Origin of the sequence: Bradyrhizobium sp. (assembly GCF_035484855.1) — a bacterium.
In the GTDB taxonomy this organism is placed as follows: Bacteria; Pseudomonadota; Alphaproteobacteria; order Rhizobiales; family Xanthobacteraceae; genus Bradyrhizobium.
The window spans coordinates 1-11,880 of record NZ_DATHOP010000262.1; the positions used below are offsets into that span (position 1 = coordinate 1).

13 protein-coding genes are annotated in these 11,880 nt (G+C 63.9%); 4 read left to right on the forward strand and 9 right to left on the reverse strand.

All coding sequences use genetic code 11. The annotated features are described in order from the left end of the window. On the forward strand, window positions 1-871 hold an 871-nt coding region (locus VK804_RS29660; RefSeq protein WP_325751840.1), incomplete at its 5' end, for a FecR domain-containing protein. Window positions 872-874: 3 nt separating this feature from the next. Here VK804_RS29660 and asd read toward each other — a convergent pair. After that, complete coding sequence (gene asd / locus VK804_RS29665) at window positions 875-1,741, reverse strand: archaetidylserine decarboxylase (RefSeq protein WP_325751841.1); 867 nt, start codon at window positions 1,739-1,741, stop codon at window positions 875-877. A 35-nt stretch (window positions 1,742-1,776) separates the two neighbouring features. Between asd and VK804_RS29670 the strand changes: the two genes are divergently transcribed. Beyond that, window positions 1,777-3,438, forward strand: coding sequence for an aminotransferase class III-fold pyridoxal phosphate-dependent enzyme (locus tag VK804_RS29670; protein ID WP_325751842.1), 1,662 nt, complete (start codon window positions 1,777-1,779; stop codon window positions 3,436-3,438). A gap of 141 nt (window positions 3,439-3,579) precedes the next feature. Here the strand turns inward: VK804_RS29670 and VK804_RS29675 are convergent, their stop codons facing one another. From VK804_RS29675 to VK804_RS29685, 3 genes are all read right to left on the reverse strand, one after another. Continuing rightward, window positions 3,580-4,215, reverse strand: a complete 636-nt coding sequence (locus VK804_RS29675) for a hypothetical protein (protein WP_325751852.1) — start codon at window positions 4,213-4,215, stop codon at window positions 3,580-3,582. A 119-nt stretch (window positions 4,216-4,334) separates the two neighbouring features. Beyond that, window positions 4,335-5,024, reverse strand: coding sequence for a class I SAM-dependent methyltransferase (locus VK804_RS29680; RefSeq protein ID WP_325751843.1), 690 nt, complete (start codon window positions 5,022-5,024; stop codon window positions 4,335-4,337). A 36-nt stretch (window positions 5,025-5,060) separates the two neighbouring features. Then, window positions 5,061-6,116 (reverse strand): glycosyltransferase family 1 protein, encoded by a 1,056-nt coding sequence (locus VK804_RS29685; protein WP_325751844.1) that lies wholly within the window; start codon window positions 6,114-6,116, stop codon window positions 5,061-5,063. Window positions 6,117-6,393: 277 nt separating this feature from the next. On the opposite strand from VK804_RS29685, the gene VK804_RS29690 reads away from it, so the two are divergent. After that, the gene (locus VK804_RS29690) at window positions 6,394-7,086 is read left to right on the forward strand and encodes a L,D-transpeptidase (RefSeq protein WP_325751845.1); all 693 of its coding nucleotides are present in this window, start codon (window positions 6,394-6,396) and stop codon (window positions 7,084-7,086) included. Window positions 7,087-7,277: 191 nt separating this feature from the next. Further along, a complete protein-coding gene (locus VK804_RS29695) occupies window positions 7,278-8,846 on the forward strand; it encodes a DUF4403 family protein (protein ID WP_325751846.1) in 1,569 nt (522 codons plus the stop codon). Window positions 8,847-9,027: 181 nt separating this feature from the next. Here the strand turns inward: VK804_RS29695 and VK804_RS29700 are convergent, their stop codons facing one another. The 5 genes from VK804_RS29700 to leuD form a co-directional block, all read right to left on the reverse strand. Continuing rightward, a complete protein-coding gene (locus VK804_RS29700; RefSeq protein ID WP_325751847.1) occupies window positions 9,028-9,240 on the reverse strand; it encodes a dodecin family protein in 213 nt (70 codons plus the stop codon). Window positions 9,241-9,398: 158 nt separating this feature from the next. Then, window positions 9,399-9,932 (reverse strand): PRC-barrel domain-containing protein, encoded by a 534-nt coding sequence (locus tag VK804_RS29705; protein ID WP_325751848.1) that lies wholly within the window; start codon window positions 9,930-9,932, stop codon window positions 9,399-9,401. Window positions 9,933-10,111: 179 nt separating this feature from the next. Continuing rightward, the gene (locus tag VK804_RS29710; RefSeq protein ID WP_325751849.1) at window positions 10,112-10,492 is read right to left on the reverse strand and encodes a PRC-barrel domain-containing protein; all 381 of its coding nucleotides are present in this window, start codon (window positions 10,490-10,492) and stop codon (window positions 10,112-10,114) included. Between the two features lie 55 nt (window positions 10,493-10,547). Beyond that, window positions 10,548-10,742 carry a hypothetical protein gene (locus VK804_RS29715; protein WP_325751850.1) on the reverse strand — a complete coding sequence of 65 codons (195 nt, stop codon included), beginning with the start codon at window positions 10,740-10,742 and terminating at the stop codon, window positions 10,548-10,550. A 324-nt stretch (window positions 10,743-11,066) separates the two neighbouring features. Then, complete coding sequence (gene leuD, locus VK804_RS29720; RefSeq protein WP_325751851.1) at window positions 11,067-11,672, reverse strand: 3-isopropylmalate dehydratase small subunit; 606 nt, start codon at window positions 11,670-11,672, stop codon at window positions 11,067-11,069. Between the last annotated feature and the right edge of the window lie 208 nt (window positions 11,673-11,880).

Consider the following 11,880-nt stretch of genomic DNA (forward strand, 5'->3'; position numbering starts at 1 on the left):
GCTCACCGGCACCGCGACCGTCACCCGCAACAACGCGTTGACGCCGCTCAAGCTGCAGGACGACATCTTTCTGAACGACGTGCTGCAGACATCGGCGAATTCCACGCTCGGCGTCACCTTCAACGACGCCACCACCTTCAATCTCACCGCCAATGCGAAAATAACGGTCGACAATTACGTCTATGAAGACGGCGGCAAGCAGAACTCGGCGCTGTTCGACGTCGCCAAAGGCACGGTCGCCTTTGTCGCCGCCGCCGTCGCCAAGACCGGCGACATGAAAATATCGACGCCGACATCGACGCTCGGTATCCGCGGCACCACCGGCCTGGTCGAAGTGCCGGAAGGCGCCGCCGCCGCCAGCGCCAGCAATGTGAAACTCTATCCCGATCCGGACGGGCATGTCGGCCGCATCGAGGTCAACGATCGCAACGGCGCGCGGCTCGGGTTTCTGACGCAAGGCGCCAGCGGCTTCACGATCCGGCCCGGCGCCGGCGGACGCTTCGCCGCGATGCCGCTTGCGATCTCGCCGCAGCAGGCGCTGCGCGATCAGGGCATTGTGCGCCAGGTTCATGCCGCCCAAAGCATCGGCCGCCAGATCGTCAACCAGAAGCAGATCGAGCGGCGGCAGAATCCGAACCGCAACAACCCGGCGCGGCAGCGCCAGAACGGTGTGCCGCAACGGCCCGGTTCGCCGCAACAGCCCGGCCTGCCAAACCGCGCGGGGCAACCGCAACTGCAGCAGCCACCGGGCGCCCGACAGCCCAACGCGCCGGGCCTGCAGCGGCCAGGATTGCAGAACAGGCCATTGCAGCCGCCGCGCCGCCCGGGTCCGCCCGCGCCGCGAGGCAAGCCGCAGAAGCAGAAGCGCTGAGGCTCAGAGCGGCTTGCGCAGCAGCGGCTGACCGGCGCGGATGCGGGCTCCGTCCACGACGTTGTCGCAGAATTCGAAATGATCGGGCGCCAGCACGATGATGGTCGAGCCGTGCTCGAACCAGCCGAGTTCGTCGCCCTTGCGCACAGTGACATCGCAGTGGACCTGCGTCGGTCCACGGCTTTCGGCATTGAACAGGAGATCGAGGAAATGCAGCCGGATGCTCGCGACCAGAATGGCCGCGACCGGGACCAGCGTCAGCGCCTCGCCGCTATCCAGCCTTGTCCTGATCACCGCGCGCTCGTTCTTGCAGAACAGTTTCTCGACGCGCTTCAGCGCGATCGAATTGACGTTCCAGGTATCGCCGGAGATGAAATTGACCTGCTCGATCCGGCTGTCACAAGGCGCATGGAAGCGGTGATACATGCTCGAGGTCAGCCGCAGCGTGACGAAGCGGCCGTTGCGGTGCTGCTCCACCAGCGCAGAGTCGCCGAGCAGGTCGAGCAGCGAATAGGGCGCGCCCTTGACCTGGAACAGCTCGGTGTCGGCGATCGCGCCGAACGCGCCGACGATGGCGTCGCACGGGCTGACCACGACCAGTGGATCGGGATCGGAGGGCCGCAGGCCGGGCTTGAGCTCGCGCGTAAAACAGTCGTGCAGGCTCTTGAAATCGGATTTCCGCGCTTCGGAAAGATCGAGATCGGAAAACAGCCGCCAGCAGGCGATCGAGAGGTCGCGGATCTGCGGCTGCTCGATCTTGCTGAACCAGCCCATGAAGCGGGTGAGCGCCGCGCGCGGGACGCGGTTGGTCAGGAGGAAGTTGAGGTCTTCCTGCTGGGTGAAGCTCGCAATCAGGCTTTTGACTGTCATGATTCTGTCAGGAGGTGTGGTTAGCGCTTGTCGCCATGGATTCGCTGCCGATTCTGTCTCTCGCCGCCGGTGCGGTCGCCGCGACCGCCGTGGTCGCTCCCAAGGTGAGAGCGAGATGGGCGCTGTCGCGCGCCAAACACCGCTCGCTGGCCGGGCACTCGAAGATGTCGCGCCTGGCGGCGCAGCTGATCCCGTTTTACGAATTCGACGTCGGCGATTTCTTCCGTTCCGACGGCGCGCCGGCCGAAGTCGCAGGCAGGCGCCAGGACGGCTTCTTCCGGCTTGCTGCGCTCTACAAGGAGCGCTTCGCCAGGAGCCGGGAAATGACGGCGCAAGCCGCGGCGCAGATTTCCGACCTGAAATTCACCCAAAGCTACCGGGTGCCGTTCCAGTATAGCCGCCTGGTCCGCGAAAATCTCGGGGCCGGCAGCTTCATGCAGTCGTCGAGCGGCGTCACGCTGACCGACCTCGACGGCAATGTGTTCTACGACCTCACCGGCTCGTATGGCGTCAATATTTTCGGCAACGATTTCTACAAGGAATGCATCGCCGGCGGCGAGAAGCGCGCCGAGGCGCTCGGCCCGGTGCTCGGCGCCTACCATCCCGTCGTCGCCGACAATGTCCGAAGATTGTGCGAGATTTCCGGCCTCGACGAAGTCTCGTTCCACATGTCCGGCACCGAGGCGGTGATGCAGGCGGTGCGGCTCGCCCGCTACCACACCCGCCGTTCGCATCTGGTTCGCTTCGCCGGCAGCTATCACGGCTGGTGGGGCGAGGTGCAGCCCGGCGTCGGCAATCCGGTCTCGCCGCACGAAACCTATACGCTGGCCGAGATGTCGGAGCGGACGCTTCACGTCCTCAAGACGCGGCGCGACATCGCCTGCGTGCTGGTCAATCCGCTGCAGGCGCTGCATCCGAACGCCAACGCGCCCGGCGATTCCGCGCTCGTCGACAGCTCGCGCGCCACCAATTTCGACCGTGCCGCGTATACCGAATGGCTGAAGGCGCTGCGGCAGGTCTGCACCGAGCGCAACATCGTGCTGATCTTCGACGAGGTGTTCGTCGGCTTCCGCCTCGCCGCCGGCGGCGCGCAGGAATATTTCGGCGTCCGCGCCGACATGGTGACCTACGGCAAGAGCCTTGCCGGCGGCCTGCCGATCGGCGTGGTCTGCGGCCGCAGCGAATTGATGCGCCGCTTCCGCGACGACCATCCCGCCGACGTCTGTTTTGCGCGCGGCACCTTCAATTCCCATCCCTACGTGATGACGTCGATGGATGAGTTCCTCTGCCGGCTCGCGAGTCCGAATTTCCGGTCGGTCTATCACGGGCTCGACGAGACCTGGGACGGCCGCGCGGCGCTGTTGAACGAGCGGCTTGCCGCCCACGAGCTGCCGGTGCGCGTCGCCAACCTGTCCTCGATCTGGACGGTGCAATATGCCGAGCCGTCCCGCTACAACTGGATGCTGCAATATTACCTGCGCGCCGAGGGACTGGCCTTGAGCTGGGTCGGCACCGGACGGCTGATCTTCAGCCTGAACTACACGGATGCGGATTTTGCCGAAGTTTCCCAGCGCTTCGTCGCGGCGGCGGCGAAGATGAAAGCGGACGGCTGGTGGTGGCACGAGCCCACGCTGACCAACAAGCAAATCCGCCGGCAAATCCTGAAAGAGATGCTCGCAAGCAAGTTTTCGCGCTGAGTACGGTCTATGGACCCTTGTCGTCATGGCCGGGCTTGTCCCGGCCATCCACGTCTTTCTTGCGGTGAGAGAACAAAGACGTGGATGCCCGGGACAAGCCCGGGCATGACGACGTCTGCGACCGCAATTCTGGTTAGACACTCAGGCGTGCTGCTCTTCGAACCCGTCCTGCTCGATGATATCGAGGCCCGGATCGATCAGTTCGCCCTTCAACAGATACAGCGGCGCCTTGCAGTAGAGTTTGAAGTCGTTGAAGGGATCGGTCAGGATCTTGGTCATCCAGACGAGGCCGGTCTCGACGTCGCGGATGAAGAACAGGTGCACGGTGCGGAACAACAGGCCACCGACGCCCACCACCAGCCAGATCTTGGCGACCTGGCGCATGAAATCGGCCGGCGAAACCCACGGCGTCACCAGTCCGAACAGCGTCGGGTCGAAATACAGCACCAGCGGCGACGCCGCCCAGATCGACATCAGCACCACCTTGCGCTGCAGATTGTAGCCGACCTTGATCTCTTCCTTGTGTTCGTGGGTCGCCTGATTGAGGTGATCGTAGCCCCTCGGCTCGAAGAAGAAATGCCCGGCCTGGCGCGAGGTCATCGAGACCAGCCAGCCGATCAGCGCGGACGCCACCGGATCGAAGAACATCATCGCATAGCCGATCATGAAGCTGACGGCGCTGACGAAGTGCAGGCTCTGGTTGATCCGGCTGTGGTGATAATAACGGTGATCGTCCCAGCGCTGGATGCGCAGCTGCTCGCGGAAGCTCTTGATCATCATCTCCCCCAGATCGGTTGATTCGTTATACATGAACTCGATGAATGGGATGTGACATCATCGAAATGTCACATCAGCCAGCACGATCGCGCCGCCGGGCAACGTGCAGTTCACCGCGATCAGGCGGCGGCCGCCATCTCGGTCTTGCGGATGCGGACCAGCGAGAAGTGGCCGAGCGGCGGCACCAGGCGGCGTTCGACCAGTTCCACGCCATGCGCGCCCGACAGCCACTGCGTATAGCGCGACCAGGCGAATTCGGCGGTTCGGAAACCGAGCGGACGCACCACCGGCTGCAAACGCTGTTCGATGAAGCGGCGCACGCCGGCGTCCGCACTGACCCGGGTCAGGATGATCAATTCGCCGCCGGGACGCAGCACGCGGGCGAACTCGTCGAGCGCCGCCTCCGGGTTGGGCACCGCCGTCACCACATATTGCGCCATCACCACGTCGAAGGAATTGTCGGGAAATTCCAGTTTCTCCGCGTCCATCACCGCGAGACCCTCGACGTTCTTCAGCCGCAGCTCGTCGACCCGGCGCTTGGCCTTGCGCAGCATCGCTTCCGAAATGTCGGTGCCGAAGATGCGAAGATGCGGGGCATATTGCGGCAACGAGATGCCGGTGCCGACACCGACCTCCAGCACGCGGCCGCCGATCTTGTTGGTGGCGGCAATGGCCGCCTTGCGGCCCTTGCTGAACACGCCGCCAAACACGAGGTCGTAGACCGGCGCCCAGCGGTCATAGGCCTGTTCGACCGTCTCGCGGTCGAAGTCCAGCTCCCTTGCGCCGTCAAGCTTCATGATCTCTGCCATTATCGTTCTCTCACCTCGTTATCTCAAGGATCCAATTCAACCCTGCACCGCGCCGCTCGCGGCGATGCGGCGGGCGGGACGCAACGCACGGCTCGGCTGCAACGCGCTGAGATTGCCGATGAACTGCCTGGCGCTGTTCTCCCAGGAACGTTCCAGCGCAAAACTCCGGCAGGCGTCGCGGGACATTTCGAGCGCGCGCATGCAGGCGCGGCGCAGGTCCAGATCCAGCGCGCCGACCGGATGATCGGCGATGACGTCGAGCGGACCGGTCACCGGGAAGGCCGCGACCGGCGTGCCGCAGGCCAGCGCTTCGAGCTGCACCACGCCGAAGGTGTCGGTGAGGCTCGGGAATACGAACACGTCGGCGGCGGCAAAATGCGCGCTCAACTCGCGGCCCTTCTTTTCGCCGAGAAAGCGGACCTTAGGGTAGCGGCGCTGCAGCTCGGCGCGCTGCGGTCCGTCGCCGATCACCACCTTGGATCCCGGCAGGTCCAGCGACAGAAACGCCTCGAGATTCTTCTCGACCGCGACCCGGCCGACCGTCATGAAAATCGGTCGCGGCAAATCGAGATGAGCCGGATCGTCGGGCGTGAACAGCCCGGTGTCGACCCCGCGTCCCCAATTGCCCAGCTTCCTGAAACCCCGCAGGCTGAGTTCCTGCCGCAGCGAGGCGGTGGCGACCATGGTCACGGCGGCGGCATTGTGAAAGTGCCGCAGCACGGCGTAGCTGACGCCAGCCGGAATGATCGTACGCACCGCGATATATTCCGGGAAGCGCGTCGTATAGGAGGTGGTGAAGGCGAGCTTGTGGCGCAGGCAATAGAAGCGCACCGCCCAGCCGATCGGCCCTTCGGTGGCGACATGGATGGCCTCCGGGGCCGCCGCCTCGATGCGGCGGGCGATCTCGCGCCGGTTCGGCCACGCCACCCGCAGGCCCGGATAGGTCGGGAGCGCGAACGAGGGAAAGCCTTCGGGGGTCAGGAACTCGACATCGGCGCCGAGCGCCGCAGCGCTGCGCGCCAGGGAGGTCAACGTGCGAACCACGCCGTTCACCTGCGGATGCCAAGCATCGGTCGCGATCAATATCCGCATCAGGAGGAGTCCGGGAGCAATTGATTCTCAATTGCGGACGTTCGACCATGGATATTTCAGGCGTGTGACGACATGAAATTGATAAGGTTCTTTTTGGACGATTTTCCGCACCTGTCGGCGTCGCGAAACCGTCATGAAACAATCCTTACCGCGACGAAACCATTTTGCGGCCCGGACGCAAACGTTCTGAAACCCCTGCCCTGTACTGATTTGAGCCAACAAGGCGCCGAACGAGCGCCGGGGCGGACAAACAGACTTAAAAAAACAGGGGACGACGATGTTCAATCTGGATGGATTGGTGGCGAATTCGCGCCGTGCCGTGGCCCTGGGGGCGCTGGCGCTCGGCGCTATTGGATTTTCCGGTGCCGCCTCGGCCGCGCCGCTGGAGTTGTTCCCCTTCGCGATGACGCCGCCGGTGCAGGCCGCGCCGCCGCCCGTGCAGGCCGCGCCCTCGGAGGACGAGGACAGCGTGACCGAGCTGCCGGCAAGGCTGCGGCGCCAGGTGGTCAGCTATGCCACCCGCGAGGCCCCCGGCACCATCATCATCGATACCCCCAACACCTATCTCTATTTGGTGCTCGGCGGCGGCCAGGCGATGCGCTACGGCATCGGCGTCGGCCGCGACGGCTTTACCTGGTCAGGCGTGCAGTCGATCACCAAGAAGGCCGAGTGGCCGGACTGGACCCCGCCGCCGGAAATGATCGCGCGCCAGCCCTATCTGCCGCGCCAGATGGCCGGCGGCCCAGGCAATCCGCTCGGCGCCCGTGCGATGTATCTCGGCGGCACCGTCTATCGCATCCACGGCACCAATGCGCCGGGGACCATCGGCACCCATGTCTCCTCGGGCTGCATCCGCCTGACCAACGACGACGTCAGCGACCTCTATTCGCGGGTCAATGTCGGCACCAGGGTGATCGTGCTGCCGATGATGGATCGGCGGGCCGACATGACCGAGGGCAAGCGGGGCTGATCATCCGTCTCCGCCAAGGCCCATCAGGCATCGAGATGGCGCGGTTTCCGCGCCATCTCTTCGTTTCCGGGCGGCAACCATTTCAGAAGGTTTCCGGGCGGTGGGGGAGACCAAAGTCGCATCCTTTTGCCACTCTGGCGCCGCAACAGCCCGCCCTGTAAACTGATCAACTCAATCGGTCCGGGGGGACGATGCGGCCGGCGATGAGCCTCAAATCTATCCTGCTCGGGATCGCGGTGATCCTGGTCTCATTCTTCGTCAGCCTGAAGACGATGGACTGGCTGGCGGCGCGCCGCGCCGTTCCGCCGCCGGTCATTGCCGAGCTGCCGCCGCTGCCCCCCGCGGCTCGGGTTTCCAGCATCATGGTGCCGGTGGCGATTTCGATTGCGGCGATCCGTGACGTCGCCGACCGCAGCGCCCCGCGCAACTTCGCCGGCAAGGCCACCAATCCGGTGTCGCAGGTTCTGCAGAACGCCGACATCGGATGGACCGCTTCACGCGGGCCGATTCAGGCTTCCGGCGCCCAGGACGTGCTGTCACTGGCGATGCCGCTGACTGGAAAACTGAACATCACCGGCTCGCTATCGGCGAAGGCGACCGGCGCGGTGGGCGACGCCATCGGCGGACTGGTCGGCAACGATGCCGCCAAGCAGATCGGCAGCATCAACATCAAGTCGGTCAATGCCAGCGCCGAGATCAAGGGCGGCGTCACCTTCACCTCGCGGCCGAAGTTTGGCCAGTCCTGGCATCTCGAGCCAAATCTGATGGGGCAGGCGACGCTCGGCGACACCAGCCTCATCGTGGCCGGCGCGCGCGTCAACGTTCCGGCGCAGGTCAAGCCGCTGATCGACAAGAACATCGCCGATCAGGTCGCTGCCGCCGAAGAGCGGATTCGCGGCGACCGCACCTTCGAGCAGGCCGCTCGGGTACAATGGGCTCGGGCCTGCCGCTCGATCCCCCTGCAGGCCGGCGGCACCGGCGCGTCGCTGCCCCCGCTTTGGCTGGAGATCAAGCCGACCGCCGCCCTCGCAGCCCAACCCCATGTCGATGCCTCCGCGGTCACCGCGACGATCGGCATCGAGGCTGAGACACGGATCACCTCGACGGAGACCAAGCCGGATTGCGCGTTTCCCGGCAGGCTCGTGATCGTGCCGCCGACCCCGGGCGGGGTTTATATCGGCGTGCCGATCGACCTGCCGTTCACCGAGATCAGCGGCCTGGTGGCCGCGCAGTTCGCCGGCCGGACCTTCCCCGAAGACGGCTCGGGCCCGGTCGAACTCACGGTGAAGGGCGCAACCGTCGCGCCGTCGGGCGACCGGCTTTTGATTTCGCTATTGGTGCACGCCAAGGAGAAGAAGAGCTTCTTCGGGTTCGGCGGCGAGGCCATGGTGCATATCTGGGGCAGGCCACTGCTCGATGACGCCCACCAGATCCTGCGGCTCGAGAACGTCGAGCTAGCCGTCGAATCGGAAGCAGCCTTCGGACTGCTCGGAACCGCGGCGCGCGCGGTCGTGCCGCATCTGCAGAAGGTGCTGGCGGAAAAGACCTCCATTGACCTCAAGCCGTTCGCCGCCAATGCGCAGCAGAAGATCTCTGCTGCGATCGCGGACGTTCAGAAGAGCGACAACGGCGTGCGGGTAACGGCGCACATCGACAGCCTGCGGCTCGCCGACATCGCCTTCGATTCGAAGACGCTGCGGATCATCACGGTGGCGCAGGGCGCGATGAATGTTGCGGTGACCGCGCTGCCGGGGCAGTGAGCCTTCTCCCCGCTGAACCTTCTTCTTCTCCTTCTCCCCGCTCTTCGCGGGGAGAAGGTCGGGATGAGGGGCTCTCTCAGCAGGCTCGACTCGCGGAGAGAGCCCCTCACCCGCCCGACTTCGCTGCGCTTCGCCGGGCGACCTCTCCCCGCAAGTGCGGGGAGAGGCAAGAACACACTCCTCAGTCCTCGTATTTGAAGGAGACGTTGAGCTTGGCGCGGTAGGCTTCAATCTTGCCCTTGGCATCCAGCTGCAAGTCGAGTTTGACGACTTCGGCAACACGCAGATCCCGAAGCGTCTTGCCGGCCCTCTCGACCGCCGCCGCGGCCGCCTTTTCCCAGGAATCCTTGCTGGTACCGATCAGCTCAATGACCTTGTAGACACTCTCAGTCATATCATCCTCCCGTTCGGTATTGAGGCAGGAGGCAGGTGCTCCTGCCGTCGACCAGCCTAACATCGGGATATCAGCGCCGAAAGCGCAATTCCCCACAGCAAAGCGCGTCCGGCAAAACCGGACGCGCCCTTGCCGGATGATTCGATCTGGACCCCGCCTTAGTTCGAGAATTCGAACTCGGGCATCGCCTTCAACTCGTCCTTGGTCGCGTTATAGACCGCATGGTCGGGATACCAGGGATTGGGCTTCGACGATGCCGTCGCCGGCCCGGCGCCCGCCGAACCCGTGGTCGTCGTCGACGGCGGCCGGATCATGGGGGCATTGGGGCCATTGGGAGCACCGGCGACGCCGGTATAGGCGACGGGCTCGTTGACGAATTTGATCTTGTCGTAAGGCACGGCAACCAGATGCGAGCCGACGCCGAGGAAGCCGCCGACGCTGATCACCGCCGCCTTGATGTTACCGCCCTTGTCGGTCAGGAGTTCGTTGATCGAGCCGATACTCTCATTGTTGTCGTTGTAGACGTTGAGCCCGACGAGCTTCGAGGCGCGCCAGTCGCCCTGGAAGGCGGAGTCGGAAGCGGCTGTTGGCGCCATGTTGGTGCGGTCGGAGGGTGTCGTCGGTGTCTGCGCAAACGCAACGCCGGCCAAGAGTGAAGCGGCCAAACCGGCCGTGAGATATCTACCTAACATCTGTTTTCTCCCTGATAATCAAATTGTCAGGAGAAAACCCGCAGGCGCAGCGGCCGTTCCGGATCGCTGCATCGATTTTCGGCGAACGGGAAGCCAATATCTTTCGGGTTCCGTGGAACATGCCGCGCCGGCGCGCGCGCTCGATATCCGCATTTCGCCCCGCGATTCCTGGATGCGAATCAGAACCCACCCCAGTAGGGCGGGATTCCGTAATAGCGATGCAACTCCGCTTCCTGCGAACGGTCGCCCCAGTCGAAATCCTTGTCGGCGCGGAACGACGGCGCGCGCCGGAGTTCCTCGTCGTCGATGTCGAGCACGTAGGCCTCGAATTTCGGATTGTAGGTCAGGCGCGCCCATGGCAGCGGCAGCAGATTGGTTCCCATGCCGAGGAAGCCGCCGAAACTCAGGACAGCGTAGGACACCCTGCCGGTGACCTTGTCGATCATCAGCCGTTCGATGTGGCCGAGCTTATCGCCGTTCGGCCGACGCACCGCAGTGCCCTCGACCCGGTCGCTCGCAATCAGCGGGTGCGGTTTTTCCATGACGCTGGTCACCATCATCCCCTCCTCCGGGTTGATGAGACGAACCAACGTGATGGTCGCGATGGAGTTCCCCTCAGGCCGCGAGCACCTGGGGATCCCGCTCCTCGAAGAACGCCACCGCCTCGAACTGGTAGTCGCAGGCAAAGCAGTGCCAGAGATAGGAGATACGGTCCGGGCCGTTTTCGATCCATTCCGGGGCGGCGATCGGCTTGCCGCATTGGGCGCAGGGATTGCCTCGAGGCGCATTGCCGAAGTTCATTCGGGTCATCGCGGATCTCCCTTTTTGCTTTTGTGTTTTTGCCGTTGGCGAATTGGACAGGATGGCTGCCGGAATGCCCACGCTTCATCCTGCCGCGGCGCGACTTGTGGGAGCGCATTGAGTCATTTCAACGGCAACGAATTTGCTGGAGCCACATACTCCGCCGTCATCCTGAGGAGCCGCGCTCTTGCGCGGCGTCTCGAAGGATGCTGGCCCGACTGCTCATCCTTCGAGGCTCGCCCAGCGGCGCAAATGCACCGCAAGGCTCGCACCTCAGGATGACGATGAACCTGGGGTTCAAGTCAAATTCATTCTTATTTAGCTTGGTCGGGCTCAGGCCCAGGCGCGCTCGGTCTTCGCTTTTTCCTCGTAAGCGTCGATCGAGCCCTTCTTTTCCATGGTCAGCCCGATATCGTCGAGGCCGTTCATCAGGCAGTGCTTGCGGAACGGGTCGATCTCGAATTTCACCGTGCCGCCGTCGGGGCCGCGGATTTCCTGGGCAGCGAGATCGATCGACAGCGTCGCATTGGCGCCGCGCTCGGCGTCGTCGAACAATTTGTCGAGGTCTTCCTGGCTGACGCGGATCGGCAGAATGCCGTTCTTGAAGCAGTTGTTGTAAAAAATGTCGCCGAACGACGTCGAGATCACGCAGCGGATGCCGAAATCGAGCAGCGCCCAGGGTGCGTGCTCGCGGCTCGAGCCGCAGCCGAAATTGTCGCCGGCGACCAGGATCTTGGCGTTCCGGTAGGCCGGCTTGTTGAGGATGAAATCCGCATTGTCGCTGCCGTCGTCGTTGTAGCGCTGTTCCGAGAACAGCCCCTTGCCGAGTCCGGTGCGTTTGATGGTCTTGAGGTACTGCTTGGGGATGATCATGTCGGTATCGACATTGATGATCTTCAGCGGCGCCGCGACGCCTTCCAGCGTGGTGAACTTGTCCATGGCTCAATCTTCAATGTTGCAGGTGAATAATTGCAAGCTTGCACCTCAAAAGCTGCAAACTTGCAAATCGACAACGGGCTTTTAGCCTGATCGGGGCGTCCGTTAAAGGCCCAATTGCGCAACGCTCATCGCCGCTTTGACCTGGGCTTTGACCTGGGATTCGACCTAGGCTTGGGCCTCGATCGCCTCCATGTCGTCGTCGGAGAGG